At 67.8% G+C, this 19,155-nt stretch carries 23 protein-coding genes; 18 read left to right on the top strand and 5 right to left on the bottom strand.

Going from position 1 to position 19,155, the window contains the following annotated elements; genetic code table 11:
• Positions 1-31: 31 nt before the first annotated feature.
• The 5 genes from rpsF (at position 32) to dnaB (ending at position 3,647) form a co-directional block, all read left to right on the top strand.
• Positions 32-403, top strand: a complete 372-nt coding sequence (gene rpsF, locus Q9R28_RS05930; protein WP_058728349.1) for a 30S ribosomal protein S6 — start codon at positions 32-34, stop codon at positions 401-403.
• A gap of 3 nt (positions 404-406) precedes the next feature.
• A complete protein-coding gene (locus tag Q9R28_RS05925; RefSeq protein ID WP_209684775.1) occupies positions 407-982 on the top strand; it encodes a single-stranded DNA-binding protein in 576 nt (191 codons plus the stop codon).
• 50 nt (positions 983-1,032) lie between these two features.
• The gene (gene rpsR / locus Q9R28_RS05920; protein ID WP_017887834.1) at positions 1,033-1,290 is read left to right on the top strand and encodes a 30S ribosomal protein S18; all 258 of its coding nucleotides are present in this window, start codon (positions 1,033-1,035) and stop codon (positions 1,288-1,290) included.
• Positions 1,291-1,304: 14 nt separating this feature from the next.
• Positions 1,305-1,757, top strand: a complete 453-nt coding sequence (rplI, locus tag Q9R28_RS05915; RefSeq protein ID WP_058728351.1) for a 50S ribosomal protein L9 — start codon at positions 1,305-1,307, stop codon at positions 1,755-1,757.
• A 525-nt stretch (positions 1,758-2,282) separates the two neighbouring features.
• Complete coding sequence (gene dnaB, locus Q9R28_RS05910) at positions 2,283-3,647, top strand: replicative DNA helicase (protein ID WP_066657525.1); 1,365 nt, start codon at positions 2,283-2,285, stop codon at positions 3,645-3,647.
• A 448-nt stretch (positions 3,648-4,095) separates the two neighbouring features.
• On the opposite strand, the gene Q9R28_RS05905 is transcribed toward dnaB, so the two are convergent.
• The 3 genes from Q9R28_RS05905 to Q9R28_RS05895 all read right to left on the bottom strand — a co-directional run bounded on the left by Q9R28_RS05905 (position 4,096) and on the right by Q9R28_RS05895 (position 5,812).
• Complete coding sequence (locus Q9R28_RS05905; RefSeq protein WP_311205665.1) at positions 4,096-4,869, bottom strand: hypothetical protein; 774 nt, start codon at positions 4,867-4,869, stop codon at positions 4,096-4,098.
• A gap of 130 nt (positions 4,870-4,999) precedes the next feature.
• On the bottom strand, positions 5,000-5,404 hold the full coding sequence (locus Q9R28_RS05900) for a hypothetical protein (protein WP_175325521.1): 405 nt from the start codon (positions 5,402-5,404) through the stop codon (positions 5,000-5,002).
• A gap of 51 nt (positions 5,405-5,455) precedes the next feature.
• The gene (locus Q9R28_RS05895) at positions 5,456-5,812 is read right to left on the bottom strand and encodes a helix-turn-helix transcriptional regulator (protein ID WP_058724395.1); all 357 of its coding nucleotides are present in this window, start codon (positions 5,810-5,812) and stop codon (positions 5,456-5,458) included.
• A 108-nt stretch (positions 5,813-5,920) separates the two neighbouring features.
• Here Q9R28_RS05895 and Q9R28_RS05890 point away from each other — a divergent pair, with 108 nt between their 5' ends.
• From Q9R28_RS05890 to Q9R28_RS05860, 7 genes are all read left to right on the top strand, one after another.
• Positions 5,921-7,309, top strand: a complete 1,389-nt coding sequence (locus tag Q9R28_RS05890; RefSeq protein WP_311205664.1) for an FAD-dependent oxidoreductase — start codon at positions 5,921-5,923, stop codon at positions 7,307-7,309.
• Entirely contained in the window at positions 7,309-8,712 is a 1,404-nt protein-coding gene (locus tag Q9R28_RS05885) for an arsenic transporter (RefSeq protein ID WP_175325519.1), read from the top strand. Before Q9R28_RS05890 ends, Q9R28_RS05885 begins: the two co-directional genes overlap by 1 nt.
• A gap of 29 nt (positions 8,713-8,741) precedes the next feature.
• Positions 8,742-9,158, top strand: coding sequence for an arsenate reductase ArsC (locus Q9R28_RS05880; RefSeq protein ID WP_175325518.1), 417 nt, complete (start codon positions 8,742-8,744; stop codon positions 9,156-9,158).
• A gap of 20 nt (positions 9,159-9,178) precedes the next feature.
• The gene (locus Q9R28_RS05875) at positions 9,179-10,576 is read left to right on the top strand and encodes an FAD-dependent oxidoreductase (RefSeq protein WP_311205663.1); all 1,398 of its coding nucleotides are present in this window, start codon (positions 9,179-9,181) and stop codon (positions 10,574-10,576) included.
• Positions 10,577-10,588: 12 nt separating this feature from the next.
• Positions 10,589-10,984, top strand: coding sequence for a low molecular weight phosphatase family protein (locus Q9R28_RS05870; RefSeq protein WP_175325516.1), 396 nt, complete (start codon positions 10,589-10,591; stop codon positions 10,982-10,984).
• Positions 10,981-11,502, top strand: a complete 522-nt coding sequence (locus Q9R28_RS05865; RefSeq protein WP_175325515.1) for a GNAT family N-acetyltransferase — start codon at positions 10,981-10,983, stop codon at positions 11,500-11,502. Before Q9R28_RS05870 ends, Q9R28_RS05865 begins: the two co-directional genes overlap by 4 nt.
• A gap of 368 nt (positions 11,503-11,870) precedes the next feature.
• Positions 11,871-12,098 carry a hypothetical protein gene (locus Q9R28_RS05860; protein ID WP_175325514.1) on the top strand — a complete coding sequence of 76 codons (228 nt, stop codon included), beginning with the start codon at positions 11,871-11,873 and terminating at the stop codon, positions 12,096-12,098.
• A gap of 378 nt (positions 12,099-12,476) precedes the next feature.
• On the opposite strand, the gene Q9R28_RS05855 is transcribed toward Q9R28_RS05860, so the two are convergent.
• Together Q9R28_RS05855 and Q9R28_RS05850 are read right to left on the bottom strand one after the other, a co-directional pair.
• Positions 12,477-13,160, bottom strand: a complete 684-nt coding sequence (locus Q9R28_RS05855) for a cation diffusion facilitator family transporter (protein ID WP_175325101.1) — start codon at positions 13,158-13,160, stop codon at positions 12,477-12,479.
• Positions 13,157-13,510, bottom strand: a complete 354-nt coding sequence (locus Q9R28_RS05850) for a helix-turn-helix transcriptional regulator (protein WP_251155657.1) — start codon at positions 13,508-13,510, stop codon at positions 13,157-13,159. Before Q9R28_RS05850 ends, Q9R28_RS05855 begins: the two co-directional genes overlap by 4 nt.
• A gap of 106 nt (positions 13,511-13,616) precedes the next feature.
• Here Q9R28_RS05850 and Q9R28_RS05845 point away from each other — a divergent pair, with 106 nt between their 5' ends.
• From Q9R28_RS05845 to Q9R28_RS05820, 6 genes are all read left to right on the top strand, one after another.
• The gene (locus Q9R28_RS05845; RefSeq protein WP_251155656.1) at positions 13,617-13,979 is read left to right on the top strand and encodes a metalloregulator ArsR/SmtB family transcription factor; all 363 of its coding nucleotides are present in this window, start codon (positions 13,617-13,619) and stop codon (positions 13,977-13,979) included.
• Positions 13,976-14,902 (top strand): cation diffusion facilitator family transporter, encoded by a 927-nt coding sequence (locus tag Q9R28_RS05840; protein WP_311205662.1) that lies wholly within the window; start codon positions 13,976-13,978, stop codon positions 14,900-14,902. Before Q9R28_RS05845 ends, Q9R28_RS05840 begins: the two co-directional genes overlap by 4 nt.
• A gap of 110 nt (positions 14,903-15,012) precedes the next feature.
• Positions 15,013-16,977 (top strand): cytochrome c oxidase assembly protein, encoded by a 1,965-nt coding sequence (locus Q9R28_RS05835; RefSeq protein ID WP_251155655.1) that lies wholly within the window; start codon positions 15,013-15,015, stop codon positions 16,975-16,977.
• A 151-nt stretch (positions 16,978-17,128) separates the two neighbouring features.
• The gene (locus Q9R28_RS05830) at positions 17,129-17,545 is read left to right on the top strand and encodes a hypothetical protein (RefSeq protein ID WP_175325097.1); all 417 of its coding nucleotides are present in this window, start codon (positions 17,129-17,131) and stop codon (positions 17,543-17,545) included.
• Positions 17,546-18,076: 531 nt separating this feature from the next.
• On the top strand, positions 18,077-18,526 hold the full coding sequence (locus Q9R28_RS05825) for a M23 family metallopeptidase (RefSeq protein ID WP_175325096.1): 450 nt from the start codon (positions 18,077-18,079) through the stop codon (positions 18,524-18,526).
• A 12-nt stretch (positions 18,527-18,538) separates the two neighbouring features.
• Positions 18,539-19,135 (top strand): copper resistance CopC family protein, encoded by a 597-nt coding sequence (locus Q9R28_RS05820; protein ID WP_175325095.1) that lies wholly within the window; start codon positions 18,539-18,541, stop codon positions 19,133-19,135.
• The last annotated feature ends 20 nt before the right edge of the window (positions 19,136-19,155 follow it).

The following is a 19,155-nucleotide window of genomic DNA, read 5'->3' as shown; positions in this document are numbered from 1 at the left end:
AGCCGCCGAGACCAAAGGAGGTGGGTTCCGCATGCACCAGTACGAACTGATGGCGATCCTCGACCCCGAGATCGACGAGCGCACCGTCGCTCCCAGCCTGGACAAGTTCCTCGCGGTCATCCGCAACGACGGTGGCACCGTCGACAACGTGGACGTCTGGGGCCGTCGTCGCCTGGCCTACGAGATCGCGAAGAAGTCCGAGGGCATCTACGCCGTCGTCGACTTCACCTCGACGCCCGAGGCCGCCAAGGAGCTCGACCGTCAGCTCGGTCTCTCCGAGGCCGTGCTCCGCACGAAGGTCCTCCGCGCCGAAGAGGCGATCGCCCAGGTCGCCGCGCAGAAGCAGCGCGACGAGGCCCGCGCGGCCCGCAAGGCCGCGAACGCGACCGCGAGCGCCGAGTAGCTCATGGCCGGCGAAACCGTCATCACGGTGGTGGGCAACCTCACCGCAGACCCGGAGCTGCGGTACACGCAGAACGGGCTCGCGGTGGCGAACTTCACCATCGCCTCCACCCCTCGCACGTTCGACCGTCAGGCGAACGAGTGGAAGGACGGCGACGCGCTGTTCCTCCGTGCGAGCGTGTGGCGCGAGTTCGCCGAGCACGTGGCGGGCTCGCTGACGAAGGGCTCGCGCGTCATCGCGCAGGGTCGTCTCCGTCAGCGCTCCTACCAGGACCGTGAGGGCCAGCAGCGCACGAGCATCGAGCTCGAGGTCGACGAGATCGGCCCGTCGCTCCGCTACGCGACCGCCCAGATCACCCGCGCTGCGGGTGGCTCCGGTGGCGGTCGTGGCCAGGTCGGCGGCGGCAACGCCTCCGGCGGTGGCCAGGGCGGGAACGGCGGCGGCTGGAACAACAACAGCGGCGGCGGTCAGTCGGACGCACCGTGGTCGCCCCAGGGCGGCCAGCAGGGCGGCAACGCACAGTCGAACGACGTGTGGAGCCAGCCCGGCGGCTCGTACGACGACGAGACCCCGTTCTGATCCTCAGCGGTCTGACGGACACACAACTTCTTCTTCTCTAAGGACAAACAATGGCTGGAAAGAGCACCGGCGACCGCCGGAAGCCTCGCGGCAAGGGCGGCAAGAACGCCGCTCCCGCGAAGTCGATCAAGGTCGGCGTCATCGACTACAAGGACGTCGCGACCCTGCGCAAGTTCATCTCGGAGCGTGGCAAGATCCGCGCCCGTCGCATCACCGGCGTCTCCGTCCAGGAGCAGCGCCTCATCGCCCGTGCCGTGAAGAACGCCCGTGAGATGGCGCTCCTCCCCTACGCCGGCTCCGGCCGCTGATCAGGAGGATCACCATGTCGAAGCTCATCCTCACCCACGAGGTCTCCGGCCTCGGTTCCGCCGGTGACGTCGTCGACGTCAAGAACGGCTACGCCCGCAACTACCTCATCCCCCAGGGCTTCGCCGTCGCGTGGTCCAAGGGCGGCGAGAAGCAGGTCGAGTCGATCCGTGCGGCCCGTGCCGCTCGCGAGCTCGCCACCATCGAAGAGGCCCAGGACCTCAAGATGAAGCTCGAGAACGCGACCATCAAGCTGACCGTCAAGGCCGGCAAGGACGGCCGCCTGTTCGGCTCGGTCCGCCCGGCGGACGTCGCCGACGCGGTCCAGGCGCAGGGCGTCGGTTCGCTGGACAAGCGCAAGGTCGAGGTCCCCGCGACCATCAAGACCGTCGGTGACCACGAGGCCACCGTGCGTCTGCGCGAGGACATCACCGCGGTGATCTCCCTGCAGGTCGTCGCCGCCAAGTAAGCAGCGTCACCACCGTCGAAGGGCGGGTCTCCTCCGGGAGGCCCGCCCTTCGTCGTGCGCGCGGCTCGCCGCGCGCGGGTGTTGCTGTGGGACAGGTGTTGCTGCGTTGGCCGGTTACCCCTCGCCCCCGTCCGGGCTTGCTGGGAACGAACCGAGAACGCTCCCCACAGGAGGGCCTGTTGTCAAGTCGTTTTACACAGTCGAAACGCCCCGAATCGGAACCTTCAAGGTGTACTTGAACCGCGGTTCTCCACACACGGTGTGGAACGGGAAAGCCCAGGTCCGGGGCAAGAACACGTGTTCGAACGCCGACTTGTCCACACGTCCTTCCACAGTTGTGCACATGCGTGTCCGGCGTGTTCCGCATCCTCTCCACAGAGTTATCCACAGGGCCGTTTGCTGGGGATAACTCTGTCCCCGTAGCTTGGCCCAGCGACTCGGCGGAGGGCAGGGGATGTCGGTCGTCCGGGGTAGGAAAGCCGGTGTGGGCCGAGGCCCGCACCGTCACGACAAGAGGGAGTCCGTGTGTCGATCGCGCATCTCGATCCGTCCCCGCAGGACCTGTCCGAACGGGGTTCGGAGCGGACGCCGCCGCACGACCTGCTCGCGGAGCAGTCCACCATCGGCGGCATGCTGCTGTCGAAGGACGCCGTCGCCGACGTCATCGAGACCGCGCGCGGGGTGGACTTCTACATCCCGAAGCACGAGGTCATCTTCGACGCGATCCTGTCGCTGTACTCGCACGGTGAGCCCACCGACGTGATCGCCGTCACCGACGAGCTGACCAAGACCGGACTGCTCTCCCGGGCCGGCGGCGCCGAGTACCTGCACAGCGTCACGAGCATGGTGCCGACCGCGGCGAACGCCGGGTACTACGCAGCGATCGTCGCCGAGAAGGCCGTGCTCCGCCGTCTGGTCGACGCGGGCACCCGCATCGTGCAGATGGGCTACGCGTCCGAGGGTGAGGTCACCGACCTCGTGAACAGCGCGCAGGCCGAGGTCTACAACGTCGCCGGCGGCGTGCAGACCGAGGACTACGTGCCCCTGACCGATGCCATCGGCGCCGCGATCGACGAGATCGAGGCCGCCAAGGGGCGCGACGGGCAGATGACCGGCGTCCCGACCGGGTTCAGTGGCCTCGACGCCCTGACGAACGGCTTCCACCCCGGGCAGCTCATCATCGTCGCCGCCCGACCCGCGCTCGGCAAGTCGACCCTGGCGCTCGACCTGTGCCGCGCCGCAGCGCTCAAGCACGACCAGACCGCCGCGTTCTTCTCGCTCGAGATGGGTCGCGCCGAGATCGCGATGCGCCTGCTCTCCGCCGAGTCGAGCGTGCCGCTGCAGAACATGCGCAAGGGCACCGTCGACTCCCGTGACTGGACGACCATCGCGCAGACCCGCGGGCGCATCAACGACGCCCCGTTCTTCATCGACGACTCCCCCAACATGACCCTGGTGGAGATCCGGGCGAAGTGCCGCCGGCTCAAGCAGCAGCACAACCTCAAGCTCGTGGTCATCGACTACCTGCAGCTGATGACCTCGGGCAAGAAGGTCGAGAGCCGTCAGCAGGAGGTCTCGGAGTTCTCGCGTGCGCTGAAGCTCATGGCGAAGGAGCTCGGCGTGCCGGTCATCGCGCTGTCGCAGCTGAACCGTGGTCCCGAGCAGCGCGCCGACAAGAAGCCGATGATCTCGGACCTGCGTGAGTCGGGCTCCATCGAGCAGGACGCCGACATGGTCATCCTGCTGCACCGTGAGTCGGCGTACGAGAAGGACAACCCGCGTCAGGGTGAGGCGGACCTCATCGTGGCGAAGCACCGCAACGGCCCGACGGACACCATCACGGTGGCGTTCCACGGGATGTTCTCGCGGTTCGTCGACATGCCGCAGTAGGGCGTCGTTGTTGTTGTGGGTTCCAAGCGAAAGTGTCCGATTCCAGACTTTCGTGTCCGTTGGTCAGCCCCAGGTCCTAGGGCAACAGATCGTCCCGGTCCTCACGGACGATGTCCGGTGCCAACGGCCGCGATCTTGACCTCAGGCCGCCGCGAGGGCGTTCTCGGTGGCGCAAGAATTCGCGACAGGCGGTCGTCACCGAATTGGCAGGGACCATTGCGGTGGCATCTTGGGTCATGTTCTCGTGAACCGCGGAGGTTTGTCCCCAACCCGGTTGTCGTCCGCCAACCAACGTGTCCAACTGCCACACAACGTGTCCTGAAATACGGAGGTGGACACGTTATTTGGCAGTCCCGCCGGTCTTCCTCAGACCTGAGTGACCACGCGGTGGCGTCGTGACCGCTCGCTACCTCGGCGCCCGCGAGGAGTGGTGTGTCCCTACTCGGCGTTACGCCAGCCCGGCGCTCAGATCGTCGTGCCGAACTGCCCGTCGTCGATGCTCGATGCTGACTCCGCCAGGGAACAGGTTGATGAGGACCAGTAGGTACGCCTCGTACCACTCATCTGCGATCTCTTCAGCGCGGCGGATGCGCTGGAGATCCTGCTCGGCGAAGCTGATTAGCTCCGGGTACTCGTCTTTGTTGACCGGTTTGTACGTGCCAGCATCCAGCCATCGATGTTCATCTGCCTGCCAAATCAGGCCAACGTAGTCGCGTTCATCGCCGGACAAGGGCTCGAAACCGAACTCCCAGTTGTCGGCCCACGCCTTTCCGAGCTCACTTGCGACGTAGCCGTCGGGTTCCGGCGTCTCGTCCGGGATTGGTTCATGGGGGTACCGCATGATGGTGTTTCCGTCCGCTGCGTAAAACACAACCTCACCGGTCAGTAGGGCGTAGACCACTGAGTGACGTTTACCTCTGCTGGCGAGATCGCCGCGGAACATCCACAGCGCCATGTCCGCCTGCTTCTGCCAGTCGTCCCATGCCTCCGCAGGCTCCGGCAGCGTCTCGCCGGGTGGCTCAATCGTCCACATGGTTCGGTCCCCGAGGACCCACGTCAGAGTGGCCCGTTGAGTCGCATCGGGTTGGAACCGCAACGTCTCTGGCCCGTTCTCCTCGCCGGCGACGGTCAGGCGGGGAGCGTTGAAGTGACGGCGGACCGCAGAGTGGTCGACCTGATGCGCCGGCCATTGATAGCGGATCTCGAGCACTACCGTCGCCACGCGAACCTCCCGCGACGTCGTACTGGTCGCTGACTCAGCGTGCCGTCTCCGTCGTCAGGCTCGTTGGGAGTGGTCGCCGCCACGGTCCCATGCTCTACCGCTTTGCTGGACGCGGGTTTCGATCGTTCGATCAGAATTGGATGTAGCCGTTCCAAGCTGCCTCTGCTTTTGCTCCGTCATCACCGAAGATGTCAGGGTCGACTGGGAAGTGCTCGTTCCGGAAGTGGTCCAGCTCCAGCTGCGCACGATCTCGGAGTGTCGCTCGGTCCTCGTCAGGATGTCCCAAAGCAAGCATGGCGGTGCGCCGCTCGATGACGGCATCCCACAGTTGTCGTCGGCTGACTTCCGCGATCAGTTGCGAAGCAACGAGCATCGAGTTGAACTCAAGCGATCCAGCGAATCGGTCCATCAAGGTGACAAGGTCTCTGTCCTTCACCTCGGTGAACACCTTCGGCTGCTTGCGTTGCTCCTCCATCATCCAACGGATCTGTGCACGGGCGTCCGCAATTGGGTTGGATTCTTGCTCGTCGGTCATGTCTTCATCCTCACCGTGCGGAGGCTTCATCGCGAGGTGAGTTTGGTGATCTCAGCGGGTGGGTGAGGTGAGCAGTGCCGCGACTGATTCGAGGGCGCCGGGGACGAGGGAGAAGTAGGCCCACGTGCCGCGCTTCTCCCGGTGCAGGATGCCGGCGTCGACGAGCACCTTGAGATGGTGCGACACGGTCGGCTGAGACAGGCCGAGCGGTTCCTGCAGGTCACAGACGCACGCTTCTGCACCCTCGTGCGCGGCAACCATCGAGATCAGCCGGAGCCGCGCAGGGTCAGCGATCGCCTTCAACGACTTCGCGAGGACTTCGGCGGACTCCTGCGTCATCGCTTCCGTCGTGACAGGCGAGCAGCATGCGGTGACGTCCTGGATGGGAAGCAGCTCGATCGTCGTCATCGCACCATCATCCCACGCCCTTCGATGCAGGTCTATATTTGCGTTCATCGATATCGACGTGCTTCGATGTTCCTGCTCGACTTCCGATCGATCTAAAGGACCGACCCGATGACTCACCTTGTTGCCGTTGGGGGCAGCGACGCCGGCATCGCCGCAGCGCTCCGCGCCCGTGAGCTGGACCCGTCGACCGACGTGACGGTGGTCCTCGCCGACGAGTTCCCGAACTTCTCCATCTGCGGCATCCCCTACTGGGTCTCCGGCGACGTCGCTACGGAAGCGTCTCTCGCGCACCGCATCCGCGGAGACCTCGAAGCCGCCGGGATGACCGTCCGCTCCTCCACCTGGGCTTCCGCCGTCGACGTCGACCGCCAGTTGCTCTCCGTCACCGGCCCGGCCGGTGAGGAGCAGATCGCCTACGACGAGCTGCTGATCGGGACCGGCGCGGAGCCGGTCCGCCCGGCCGGGATCCCGTTCGGTAAGCCCGGCATCCACCTGCTGCACTCGATGACCGACGCCGAGCAGGTTGTCGCCGCCCTGGAGCTCCTGCCTGCCGGCAGCCGCGTCGCGGTCGTCGGCGCCGGCTACATCGGTCTCGAGATGACCGAGGGGCTCGTCGCCCGCGGGTTCGACACGACGCTGATCCAGCGCGGCCCGGAAGTGCTCTCCACCCTCGACCCGGGACTCGGGTCCCTGGTCACCGAGGAGGTCCGTCGGCACGGTGCGACGGTGCTGACCGGTGCGACCGTCACCGGAATCACGCCCGCTGGCGGCGGGCAGTGGAGCGTCGGGACTACCTCCACGTTTGGGGACGCCGCCGGAACGTTCGCGCTCGTGGTGGTCTGTGTCGGGGTGCGGCCGGTGACGGATCTCGCGGTCGCGGCAGGTGCGCAGCTCGGGCAGGCCGGCGCGATCGTCGTCGACGAGCAGATGCGCACCGGGGTGCCGCACGTGTGGGCAGCGGGTGACTGCGTCGTGACACACCACCGCCTGCTCGGGACGACCTGGCTGCCGCTCGGGACAACCGCGCACAAGCAGGGACGCGTCGCCGGGGAGAACATGCTCGGCGGGTCCCGGACCTTCGCGGGCTCGGTGGGGACGCAGGTGGTGAAGGTGTTCGACCTCGTCGCCGCCCGCACCGGCCTCCGCCACCACGAAACCGCCCCGCTGGACGTGTCGCCGCTGACCCGTGTCACGGTCGCGGACGACCACAAGCGGTACTACCCGGGTGCAGTGCCGTTGACGATCAGCGTCACCGGCGACCACACGTCCGGACGGCTCCTCGGGGCGCAGATCGTCGGGGAACGCACCGCGGAGATCAGCAAGCGGATCGACACGTTCGCCACCGCCCTGCACTTCGGCCTGTCGGTCGACGACGTCATCGACTTGGACCTCAGCTACACGCCGCCGCTCGGGTCCCCGTGGGATGCCGTGCAGGTCGCCGCGCAGGGCTGGGAGCGCGCCGCCGCGGCAGCGAACCCAGCCGGGGTGAGCGTCTGATGGTGCTGGCTGTCGTCGCTGCGGCGATCTTCGTCGCGACGCTCGTGGTGGTGATCTGGCAGCCCAAGGGCTTCCCGATCGGCTACACCGCGCTCATCGGTGCCGTCATCGCTCTCGCGACCACGGTCGTCGGGCTCGGGGACGTGCCGACGGTAGTCGGGATCGTCTGGAACGCGACGCTGACGTTCGTCGCGGTGGTGCTGATCTCGTTGATCCTCGACGAGGCCGGGTTCTTCGAGTGGGCCGCTCTCCACGTGGCCCGGTGGGGTCGCGGGAACGGTCGGCTGCTGTTCGTGCTGATCGTCGGCCTCGGCGCGGTCATCGCGGCCGTGTTCGCCAACGACGGGGCCGCGCTGATCCTCACCCCGATCGTCGTCGGGATGCTCCGCGCGCTGAACATGCCGGCGAAGGCGGCGCTAGGGTTCATCCTCGCCACCGGGTTCATCGCCGACACCGGCAGCCTCCCGCTGGTGGTGTCGAACCTGGTCAACATCGTCTCCGCCGACTACTTCAGCCTCGGGTTCGCCGAGTACGCCGCCGTCATGGTGCCCGTCGGCATCGTGTCCGTGCTGGCGTCCCTCGGGATGCTGCTGGCCTATTTCGGCAGGAGCATCCCGAAGCAGTACGACGTCCTCGCCCTCACCCGGCCCACCGCCGCGGTGAAGGACCGGGCGACGTTCCGCGCCGGATGGGTGGTCCTCGCCGTGCTGCTGGTCGGTTACTTCGCCGCGGACCCGCTCGGGGTTCCCCTCGCCGCGGTCGCTGGTGTCGGCGCGGTCGTGATCGTGCTCGTCGCCGCCCGGCAGCCCGCGTTCCTCTTCGCCCGCCAGGCGGCGTCCCCAGTCCTCGTCACCACCGGCGGCACCGCCACCGTCACCGCCGGCAGTGGTGGCCCCGGTGGTGGGTCGGGGCGGGTGATTCCGGTGTGGAAGACGATTCGAGAGGCGCCGTGGCAGATCGTGCTGTTCTCGATCGGCATGTACCTCGTCGTCTACGGGCTGCAGAACCAGGGCCTCACCGACTACCTCGCCCGCCTGTTCGACGTGTTCGGGGACCACGGGGTCCTCGTCACCGCGCTCGGGGTCGGATTCGTGATCGCGATCCTCGCGTCGCTGATGAACAACATGCCGACCGTCCTCATCGCCGCCCTCGCGATCGGCGGAGCCGGCGCGACCGGGCTCACCCACGAGGCGATGATCTACGCCAACGTCATCGGCTCCGACCTCGGCCCAAAGATCACCCCGATCGGGTCGCTGGCGACCCTGCTGTGGTTGCACGTGCTCGACCGGAAGGGCATCCACATCGGCTGGGGACAGTACTTCCGCACCGGCATCGTCCTGACCGTCCCCGTCCTCGCCGTCACCCTGACAGCCCTCGCCGGCTGGCTCACCCTCATCCGATGACCACGCCCACGCCTACCGAAAGCACCGCCATGACCGCGACCCCCACGATCCTGTTCGTCTGCGTCCACAACGCCGGCCGCTCCCAGATGGCCGCCGGCTACGCCCAGACCCTCGGTGGCGACCGCGTGCAGGTCCTCTCTGCAGGCTCCGCGCCGAAGGACCAGATCAACCCCGTCGCGATCGAAGCGATGGCGGAGGACGGCATCGACATCGCCTCAAACCAGCCGAAGATCCTCACCACCGACGCCGTCCGCGAGTCCGACGCGGTCATCACGATGGGCTGCGGCGACGCGTGCCCGATCTTCCCCGGCAAGCGGTACGAGGACTGGGACCTCACCGACCCCGCCGGGAAGGGCATCGACGACGTCCGCCCCATCCGCGACGAGATCAAGACCCGCGTGCAAGCGCTCCTGGCCGAGCTACTGCCCGCCGAAGCATCCGCCTGACCACCGGAAGGACCATGACCATGACGCTCACCCTCACCGTCCCACCCCATGCCGACGCGGACCGCCTCACCCGGCTGCCCGTCGCCGTCATCGGCGCCGGCCCCGTCGGGCTCGCCGCGGCCGCGCACCTGCTCGAGCAGGGTCTGCCCGTCGTCGTCTACGAAGCCGGCGACCAGGTCGGCACGTCCGTCCGTGCGTGGGGGCACACCAGGCTGTTCTCCCCGTGGCGGTACGTCATCGATGACGCCGCCCGCCGGCTCCTCGAACCCACCGGTTGGGCTGAGCCGCGCCGGTCGTCGCTGCCGACCGGCCACGACCTCGTCGCCCAGTACCTCGAACCCCTCGCCCAGGCGCCCGAGCTGGCACCGGTGATCCGGTACGGGGTCCGCGTCGAAGCGGTGTCCCGGCAGGGCATGGACCGCACCCGCTCCGCCGGCCGCGCCGACACCCCATTCCTCCTCCGCCTCCACACCGCGGACGGCGTCGAGGACGTCACCGCCCGCGCCGTCGTCGACACCTCCGGCACGTACACGTCCCCGAACCCGCTCACCGCCGCCGGCCTCGACCCCACAGCCGACCTCGGCGACCGCATCGCGCACGCTCTGCCCGACGTGCTCGGTGTCGACCGGGCACGATTCGCCGGGAAGCGGGTCCTCGTCGTCGGTGCCGGCCACTCGGCCGCGAACACGCTCATCAAGCTCGCCGCCCTCGCGAAGGACGAACCGGGCACGACGCTGCTGTGGGCGATCCGGAACGCCGGCACTGCGCGCCTCGGCGCGGACGCCGCTGACGGGCTCGCCGCGCGCGGGCAGCTCGGCTCGAATGTGCACGGGCTCGTCGAGTCCGGGCAGGTCGACCAGCTTGCCTCGTTCGAGATCGACGACGTCCGTCCTGACGGCGACCAAGTCACCGTCACCGGCCGCCGCTCCGGGGAGCCGTTCACCGTCATCGTGGACGTTGTGGTGAACGCGACGGGGTTCCGGCCTGACCTCGACATGCTCCGCGAGATCCGCTTGGGCCTGGACGACATTGTCGAAGCACCGCGGGCGCTCGCGCCGCTGATCGACCCGAACCTGCACTCTTGCGGCTCCGTTCCGCCGCACGGTGTCGCGGAGCTGGCGCACCCGGAGCCGAACTTCTTCATCGCCGGCATGAAGTCCTACGGCCGCGCCCCCACGTTCCTGCTCCTCACCGGGTACGAGCAGGTCCGCTCCATTGCCGCGGAACTCGCCGGCGACCACCAGGCCGCCCGCGACGTGCAGCTCGTGCTCCCCGAGACCGGCGTCTGCACCACCGATGTCGGCGGCTCATCCTCCTGCGGTGTTACCGCGACGACCGAAGCGGCTGAGGGGTCGTCGTGCTGCGCCGCGCCCGCGCCGGCCGCGCCGCCCGCCAGCAGCTCCTGCTGCACGAACTGAACCGGACCCCACATGACCGACAAGCCCACCGTGCTGTTCATCTGCAAGCACAACGCCGGCCGCTCCCAACTCGGCGCAGCCCTTCTCGAACTCGCCGCCGACGACCGCTACACCGCCACCTCCGCAGGGGTCGCCCCCGCCAACGAGGTGAACCCGTCGATCGCCGTGACCGTCGCGGAACTCGGCCTCGACATCAGCAACCGCACCCCACGGCAGGTCACGCCCGAGCTGCTGGATCAGGCCGACGTCGTCGTGCTGATGAAGCCCGGCCTGAACCTTCCCGCGACGCCCCGCGGGACGGTGTTGCAGTGGTCGTTCCCGGACCCGGACTCCTGGTCCCCCGACGACGTACGCCCCATGCGCGACGCCGTCGCCGCTCGCATCCAGGACGAGCTCCTGCACCCATGACCGACGACACCCCGGTCTCCATTCGGCCGATGACCGCCGCCGACTGGCCAACTGTCGAGGCGATCTACCGGGAGGGCATTGCCACCGGGAACGCGACGTTCGAGGCGGAACCGCCGACCTGGGAGGCATTCGACGACGGGAAGCTGCCCGAGTATCGGTTCGTCGCCGTCGATGGCGACGAGGTCCTCGGCTGGGTGGCGGTCTCTCCGACCTCCGCCCGGCCGGTGTACCGGGGCGTCGTCGAGCACTCCGTCTACGTCGCCGCCGCAGCGCGCGGCCGCGGCGTCGGACACCTGCTCCTCGACGCACTGATCGCGTCGACCGAGGCAGCCGGCATCTGGACCATCCAGTCCGGGATCTTCCCCGAGAACACCGCCTCCCGAGCCCTCCACGCCCGCCACGGGTTCCGCGAACTCGGCACCCGCGAACGCATCGGCCTCATGACGTTCGGGCCGTGGGCCGGACAGTGGCGCGACAACGTCCTCGTCGAACGCCGAAGCCCCCACGCCGGCTCCTGAGCAGGAGCGGCACGCCCCGATCCGCATGCTTGCAGGTATGTTCCCAAACCCGCTATGCTGTGGCACGCGTCATTAGTGCGCGCAAAAAGCCAGTCCATCGGACTGGCTTTCGTCATGTCCGGCCTGAATCGTAGGCTGGAACCGCTCGGAACGACTCTGCCCTCAGCGCAGCACCCGAGCACCACGAACAGGCCGGTCCCGTCAGGGCCGGCCTTTTCCATGCCCGCAACGCGCGAGCACACAGCAAGCCGACCGCTCCCGCATAGGGGTACCACTCGCCCACCGGGCGCTCGCGTCGGCTTCCGACGCTCTAGACCCCCGCCCACAACGGGCGGGCTGGCCACACGGCCAAACCCGAAGGAGGCAACATGCCCATCACCGACACCACGGTGGACATGCTGACGGCCTTCGGCGGCACCATCCTGACCGGCGTCATCACGGTCGTCCTCGCCGTGCTCGGCTTCCTCCTGCGCAAGCAGGTCGTGGAGCTGGTCAAGCACATCGTGGACGTCGTCGACGATCGCACGCTGGCCAGAGACCCCGAGCGGGCACGCATCGTCGCAGAACTGCGACGAGCCCGCCTTGGGAAGAAGTAGCCGCCGAAAAAACGCCAACCCTCATTCGGGAAGGAGAGCTCTACCTTGACTTGTATCGATAGGGGTGCCTCATGTGAGATTGCAAGCACCAATGGCCCGTCTTCCTAGCCAGATGGGCCGCGGGACGGTCTGCCGAGACCCCTACAGACCGAGCAGGCGACATGCACCCACCCGCCGCTCGACGTCATCGAGACTGTCGTATCGGAACCGGAGCCCCGAGCGGAGCATGCACACCTGGCACTGTTCCGGCAGCGCCTCGACGTCCGCGACGGGCTCTCGATCGTCCGCAGACCAGAGCCGGTACCCGTCCGCGATGGCCTCGAACTCGAACCAGTCGAGCAGGAACCGCTCCCCGCGCTGCACAAGGAGCCCAGCCCGTCAGCAGCAGTCGCAGGTGTCGACGTCGCGCTCACCGGTCAGCGCCGACACCGGCTGCTTACACGCGTCGCCGCGCCAGGCCTCCAACCCCTCCCGGACCGCGAAGACCACCACGACCAGCCCCGCCACCGGGTCAGCCCAAGTCCACCCGAACAGCGTGTTCAGCAGTAGGCCAACCAGGACCGCGGCGGACAGGTAGCTGCACACGAGGGTCTGCTTCGAGTCAGCGATAGCGGACGCGGAGCCGAGTTCCTTCCCGGTGCGCCGTTCCAGCAAGCTGAGGAACGGCATCACCGCGAGGCTCACCGCGGCGAGGACGATGCCAACGGTGCTGTGCTCTGGCTCGCGAAGCCCGGCGAAGGTGAGGCCGGCGTCGACGGTGACGTACAGCGCGAGGCCGAAGAACGACACCGCGATGACCTTCAACGCGGTGCGCTCGCGCGCTTCCGGGTCGCGGCCGGCGAACTGCCACGCGACCGCTGCAGCGGAGAGCACTTCCACGATGGAGTCGAGACCGAACCCGATCAGCGCTGTGGAGGACGCCACCGTGCCGGCGGCGATCGCGATCACGGCTTCGATCACGTTGTAGGTGATCGTCGCGGCGACGATCCACCGCACCCGTCGCTGCAACAGCGTCCGACGCGCGGCGGTCAGGGGCGCACCAAGCTGCATCGCGGCGCTCATGCGCCGGCTCCGCAGCACAGCGGGACGTCGCAGTCCTCGTCCGTACACTCGGCGCCGTCATCGACGGCGAGAACGACGTCGACCAGTGCGCCCAGCGCTCGCGTGAGGTGCGGGTCCGCGATCTCGTACCGGGTGCTGCGCCCCTCCGGGACGGCGACGACGATGCCGCAGCCGCGGAGACACGCAAGGTGGTTCGACACGTTCGTGCGGGTCAACTGCAGCTCGTCCGCCAGGCGTGCCGGGTAGCCGGGTTCGTCCAGCAGCCGAAGCAGGATCCGGGCTCGGGACGGATCGGCCAGGGCACGTCCGAGACGGGTCATCACGTCAAGCCGCGAAGCAATGGTCAGCATGCGGTGACTATACAGTCTCCAATGACGTGTAGCTGGTAGTTGTCGACTACAGAAACCGACGGACACGGCGTTGCCGTCTGCCTGCTCGCCATGCAAGGATATTCGCATGAGCGAATATTCGAACGTGGGACTGTCGGAGTTTGACGATGCTCACGTCGAGATTGCGGCCGAGATCTTCTCGATGCTCGCTGATCCCACCCGGATTCGCCTGATCCTGGCGTTGCGGGAGGACGAGTTGTCGGTGAACCATCTCGCGGCGACGGTCGACCGGTCGCAGGCGGCGGTGTCTCAACACCTGGCGAAGCTGCGGATGGCGCGGATGGTGACCACCCGGCAGGAGGGCAATCGCGTGTTCTACCGGCTGGCGAACGACCACGCGAACAAGCTCGTGCACGACGCCATCTTCCAAGCCGAGCACACGGTCGGCGACGTGGTGCGACACCACCACAGTGCGGAGCACGACGCATGAGCACCGGACATGACCACGCCGCGGACGCGCACGCGCACGCAGTGAATCGCAAGCGCCTCGCAATCGCGTTTTCGATCACGGCGACGATCCTTGTCGCGGAAGTGGTCGGCGCGATCCTGACCAACAGCCTCGCCTTGTTGGTCGATGCGGCACACATGCTCACCGACGCCGGCGGCCTCGCGACCGCGTTGATCGCAGCGAACCTCGCACGCCGACCGGCCACAGCGAAGCGCACGTGGGGGTTCGCTCGCGCGGAAGTGCTGTCTGCGACCGCGCAGGCTGCGGTGCTGCTGGCGGTGGGTCTGTTCGTGCTGATCGAGGGTGTTCAGCGGTTGTTCGCGCCGCCGGAGATCGCTTCGGCGGGGCTGCTGACGTTTGGTGTGATCGGCCTGGTCGGCAACATCGCGTCGATCCTGGTCCTGGTCGGCGGACGAAACGCGAACTTCAATCTTCGGGCGGCGTTCCTCGAGGTCGTCAATGACGCGCTCGGGTCCGTCGCGGTCATCGTCGCCGCGCTCGTCATCACGGTCACCGGATGGGGTGGCGCGGATGCGATTGCGGGGTTGCTGATTGGCGTTCTGATCCTTCCGCGGGCCTTCAAGCTGCTTCGTGAGACAGTGAGCGTGCTGCTTGAGACCACCCCGTCGGGTCTGGACCTCGACGCGGTGCGGCAGCACCTCCTGGAACGGGACCGCGTCGTGGATGTGCACGACTTGCACGCCAGCCAGATCGCGACCGGACTGCCCGTGCTGACGGCGCACGTCATCGTCGACCGCGACTCCTTCACAGACGGTTCACTGCCGGCGCTTCTGGATGAGCTGCAGACCTGTGTCGCCGAGCATTTCGAGGTCAGCGTCGAGCACTCGACATTCCAGCTCGAACCTGCCGGTCACACGCAGCACGAGCACACCCCACACACCTGATCGGACTCCATGCCCCGCACCGACCACCGCACCCAAACCCGCGCAGGCAGGTGGCTTCGGTGACCGCTCCCACAGCCCCTCAGCAGCTCAGCCGACAGGGTGCCAATACGGTGACGGTGCTGACCGTCGCCGTGCCCGTTGCCCTTGGCTGCGCGCTGCTCGGCCTGACGATGACCGGCGCGCTGAACGAGGAAACGCAGCTCGTCGACGCCGGCAGCCTCGTCCGTTGGGGCATGCCCGTCGCACGAGTCCTACATGACGCGATGGCGGCCGTCACTGTTGGGCTGTTGATCGTGGCCGCGTTCGCGTTGCCGGCCCGCCGCACCGACCACGGCGCTGTCTCCAGCGTCCAACACCGTGCTGCCCGGTGGGCGGCAACATCGGGAGCAGTCTGGTTCCTCGCCGCTGTCGCGGGCATCGTGTTCACCGGCGCGAACACAATTGGCGCTCCCATCGGCAGCGCCGTGTTCAACCGGATCTTCCCGGAGTTCTTGTTCCGCCTGGAGGCAGGCCAGGTGTACCTGGTGTCCGCCATCGCGGCGCTGATTGCAACAGTCCTCGCCGCCTTCGCGACTCGCGTAACGACCCTCGCTGTCGCGACCGTTGCTGCGCTCTTCGCGCTGCTGCCACTATCTCTCTCCGGTCACGCCGCGGGTTCCCTGGAACACGCCAACGCCGTGAACTCCCTGGCGATTCACCTCGTCGGGGTGTGCGTATGGGTCGGGGGGCTCGTCGCGGTGCTGCTGCTGCGGACCCGCACCAAGGGTGCCACCGGCCGGGTCATCGCCCGCTACTCGGCCCTTGCCGGGTGGGCGTTCGGCGCGGTCGCGTTCTCCGGCGTTGTGAACGCTTCGCTCCGTCTCACCGGCCCGCTGGACCTGGTCACCACCTCCTACGGGTGGCTGATTACCGTGAAAGCTGGAGCTCTGGTGCTCCTCGGCGTTGCTGGTGCGGTCCAACGACGAAAAATCGTCCCGGGGCTGCTGCGCGAGCCCACGAACCGACGGCTGTTCGTCCGGTTCGCGTTAGCGGAAATCGTGTTCATGGCGATCGCCATCGGCGCATCCGTGGCCGTATCTCGCAGCCAGCCGCCGATCCCACAGGCCCCTACAGTTGGCGCGGACACGCGCGACGGGCTGATCGGGTACACGTACCCGGATCCGCAGACGCTTCAACGGTTTCTCACCGCATGGCACTGGGACTGGGTGTGGACCGCCCTCGCCGTGACCGGGATCGTCTGGTATCTCCTGGCCGTCCGGAAACTACGGCAGCGCGGCGATCGGTGGCCGATCGGTCGCACGATCAGCTGGGTGCTCGGCTGCGCGGTGTTCATCTGGACGATGAACGGCGGCCCCGCCGTGTACGGCATGATCCACTTCTCCAGCCACATGATCCAGCACATGCTGCTGATGATGTTCGTCCCGTTGCCGCTGGTCCTTGGCGGTCCAGTTCTCCTTGCCCTCCGGACCCTGCCGATCCGCAACGACGGCTCCCGTGGCGCCCGCGAGTGGCTGCTGCTGTTCGTGCACTCGAAGTGGATGCAGTTCCTCGCCCAACCCGCCGTCGCCGGTGTCATCTTCGCCGGCTCGCTGGTCGCGTTCTACTTCACAGGTGCGTTCCAAGCGTCGATGCAGTCCCATGAATGGCACGTCGCGATGGTGCTGCACTTCGTGCTCAGCGGGTACCTGTTCTTCTGGGTCTTCGTCGGAATCGACCCCGGCCCCCGCCGGCCGCCGTACCCGATCCTGATCATCGCGTTGCTGGCGACGCTGGCGTTCCACGCGTTCTTCGGCGTCGCGGTGATGAGCAGCGCAACCGTGTACGCGCTCGACTGGTTCCGTGCTCTCGGACAGACCGACACCGCAGCGCTCCTGGCGGACCAACGCACCGGCGGCGGGATCGCCTGGGGAGCGGGTGAGTTGCCGATGGTGTTCGTCGCGCTCCTCGTCGTCCGGAACTGGCGACGCTCGGAAGAGCGCACCGCGAAACGCCTCGACCGGCAAGCTGACCGGGACGGCGACGCAGACCTGACCGCCTACAACGACCGGCTCGCCGCCCTCAACGACCGTGACTAGCCCAACAGCAGCACGACCCGCCACTGGCGCCGGTTTGCAGTGCTCTCCCATCCGGATCCCCGACAATCAGCGCGGCGGCAACACGCCACCATCCAGTCTGTGCGGCGCGAACGCGTCCTGCACACTGGATGAAGCCGCGCACGGCCCCCACATGATCATGACGACACTTCGCCACGACCTCCCGCTCCGGCTGCTTCGAGCAGTCACCGCGGTCGTTGCTGCCGTCTTGCTGCTGCTGGGTGCGCTAACACTGCAGAACCTCGCCAGCCACACCGACGAAGCAATCCCGACGCTCACCGGCGCCGTCGCATCTGCCCTCGACACAGCCGAAGTCGACCCGGCGGCGACGCATGTGGATGCGGAGCATGGTGCCGCGAGCATCTTCTGCGCCCTGCTCGGGTTGGCGGCGATGGTCGTTGGCGCGGTCGCCGCGCTGGCAGCGATCACCTCGCCGCGGCGGTCGCTGTTCACCCTGTCGCAGATGCTCGCCCGTGTGGCCATGGTGCCGCGGCGTATGGCAGCACCATCAGCGGTATCGCTGACGGTGCTCTCGATCGCGCGCGTCTGATCACTCTTCCAGACGACCCTGCGCTGCGGGGCCGTCAGTTGCGTCCTGCCCGCACCTCACCGGAAGACCTTTCGACGCGTGAATACTCCCGCACCCACCCCTGCCAACTCCGAACGTCCCTTGGCTCCACTGACCCGCCGTGAAGCCCTTGCCGCTGAGCGCCTCGAAACCCGTTCGCGCCCCGTCACCCGCAGACGGGTGACTGCAGGAACCGGTGGTCGCAGCACCCCTCGCCGGACTGTGACGCCGCCGGCTCCAGTCGCAACGTCCGCTGGTCGGGCGCGTCCCGTCCCGTCAGCTGCAGCCGCGACGGCGGCAGCGGCAGCGGTGGTGCTATTCGCGTCCGCAGCCCTCCCGGGCCCGACTGCGGTCGCGGCCACACCCGGGATGCCACTAGCAACTGCGGCGCCCGCGCAGACACTGACCGTCGCAGCCGCAGCACTCGACCCGAACCTCACCCGCGACAGCTTCACGGTCTCCGCCCCTGCACCGGCCCCCGCGACGTCGGCAGGCTCGTCAGGAATACCGGCAGTGGGGGCGTCGACCGGCGGTGGGGACGTGCAGTGGCCGTTCCCCGGCCCGGTGCCGATGAGCTCCGGGTTCGGGTACCGGATCGCCCCATGCGCAACCTGCTCAAGCGCCCACCAGGGGCTGGATTTGACGCCTGGTATGGGGACGCCGATCGGTGCCGTCGCTGCCGGCACCGTGCGCGTCGCCGGCCGACATTCGGAATTCGGCCAGTACGCGATCATCGACCACCGCATCAACGGTCGACTGGTTTCCACCCTCTACGCACACATGATCGTCGGCTCCTCGCCGCTGCGGGTCGGGCAGACCGTGGCCGCAGGCGACCGGGTCGGTCTCGTCGGTTCCTCCGGCCGGAGCACCGGCGCGCACCTGCACCTCGAAGTGCACCAGGACGGCACCACGCCCATCAATCCGGACACGTGGCTTCGCGCCAACGCTGGCCGTGTCTTCTAGGAAAGGTTCCCCGTGCGTCTTCGCGCTCTGATCGCCACCGCAGTTCCCGTTGCGGTCCTCGCCGCTGTCCTCGTCACCGCAACCCCAGCCGCAGCCCACGACGCCCTCGCGTCCGCCAACCCAGCCGCCGACAGTACTGTCGCCGGGGACCTCGACCAGATCACCCTGACGTACTCAGAGCCGCCGCTCGCAGCGCTGGAGAGCGGCATCATCATCAGCGTCGTCGACCCGGACGATGAAGAAGTCACCACCGGCCAGATCACCGTGGACGGCAGCACCCTCACCAAGCCGATCACCATCACCACGCCCGGTTCCTACACCGTCACCTGGCGGAGCGTGTCTGTCGACGGTCACCCCATCTCCGGCAGCTACCAGTTCACCTCCACCGGCAGCACACCCTCCCCCACCCCATCCGCGTCAACCCCGCAGGAGACCCCCACTCCGACAGCTGCAGCGTCATCCGCGGCGACTCCTGCCGCCTCCGGCGCGGAATCGGCCCCGAGTAACAGCGCCGGAATCTGGGTCCTTGCCGGCCTGACCGCCCTCTTCATCGTGGCAATCGTCGGGATTCTTCTCCTCACTCGCCGCCGCCCGAAGGCACCCGAGTGATGCGCCGGCATGTCCTCGCC

The sequence above is a fragment of the Curtobacterium sp. BRD11 genome (assembly GCF_031844345.1).
GTDB lineage: Bacteria > Actinomycetota > Actinomycetes > Actinomycetales > Microbacteriaceae > Curtobacterium.
The sequence above is the reverse complement of the archived record's forward strand: the minus strand, read 5'-3'. Positions and strand labels throughout refer to the sequence as shown.

What these genes read in the sequence shown, in the direction of transcription:
- rpsF (WP_058728349.1), top strand. Translation starts at nt 32, where the DNA reads ATGCACCAGTACGAACTGATGGCGATCCTCGACCCCGAGATCGACGAG.
- Q9R28_RS05925 (WP_209684775.1), top strand. Translation starts at nt 407, where the DNA reads ATGGCCGGCGAAACCGTCATCACGGTGGTGGGCAACCTCACCGCAGAC.
- rpsR (WP_017887834.1), top strand. Translation starts at nt 1,033, where the DNA reads ATGGCTGGAAAGAGCACCGGCGACCGCCGGAAGCCTCGCGGCAAGGGC.
- rplI (WP_058728351.1), top strand. Translation starts at nt 1,305, where the DNA reads ATGTCGAAGCTCATCCTCACCCACGAGGTCTCCGGCCTCGGTTCCGCC.
- Q9R28_RS05900 (WP_175325521.1), bottom strand. Translation starts at nt 5,404, where the DNA reads ATGACCGACGAGCAAGAATCCAACCCAATTGCGGACGCCCGTGCACAG.
- Q9R28_RS05895 (WP_058724395.1), bottom strand. Translation starts at nt 5,812, where the DNA reads ATGACGACGATCGAGCTGCTTCCCATCCAGGACGTCACCGCATGCTGC.
- Q9R28_RS05890 (WP_311205664.1), top strand. Translation starts at nt 5,921, where the DNA reads ATGACTCACCTTGTTGCCGTTGGGGGCAGCGACGCCGGCATCGCCGCA.
- Q9R28_RS05885 (WP_175325519.1), top strand. Translation starts at nt 7,309, where the DNA reads ATGGTGCTGGCTGTCGTCGCTGCGGCGATCTTCGTCGCGACGCTCGTG.
- Q9R28_RS05880 (WP_175325518.1), top strand. Translation starts at nt 8,742, where the DNA reads ATGACCGCGACCCCCACGATCCTGTTCGTCTGCGTCCACAACGCCGGC.
- Q9R28_RS05875 (WP_311205663.1), top strand. Translation starts at nt 9,179, where the DNA reads ATGACGCTCACCCTCACCGTCCCACCCCATGCCGACGCGGACCGCCTC.
- Q9R28_RS05870 (WP_175325516.1), top strand. Translation starts at nt 10,589, where the DNA reads ATGACCGACAAGCCCACCGTGCTGTTCATCTGCAAGCACAACGCCGGC.
- Q9R28_RS05865 (WP_175325515.1), top strand. Translation starts at nt 10,981, where the DNA reads ATGACCGACGACACCCCGGTCTCCATTCGGCCGATGACCGCCGCCGAC.
- Q9R28_RS05860 (WP_175325514.1), top strand. Translation starts at nt 11,871, where the DNA reads ATGCCCATCACCGACACCACGGTGGACATGCTGACGGCCTTCGGCGGC.
- Q9R28_RS05855 (WP_175325101.1), bottom strand. Translation starts at nt 13,160, where the DNA reads ATGAGCGCCGCGATGCAGCTTGGTGCGCCCCTGACCGCCGCGCGTCGG.
- Q9R28_RS05850 (WP_251155657.1), bottom strand. Translation starts at nt 13,510, where the DNA reads ATGCTGACCATTGCTTCGCGGCTTGACGTGATGACCCGTCTCGGACGT.
- Q9R28_RS05845 (WP_251155656.1), top strand. Translation starts at nt 13,617, where the DNA reads ATGAGCGAATATTCGAACGTGGGACTGTCGGAGTTTGACGATGCTCAC.
- Q9R28_RS05840 (WP_311205662.1), top strand. Translation starts at nt 13,976, where the DNA reads ATGAGCACCGGACATGACCACGCCGCGGACGCGCACGCGCACGCAGTG.
- Q9R28_RS05830 (WP_175325097.1), top strand. Translation starts at nt 17,129, where the DNA reads ATGATCATGACGACACTTCGCCACGACCTCCCGCTCCGGCTGCTTCGA.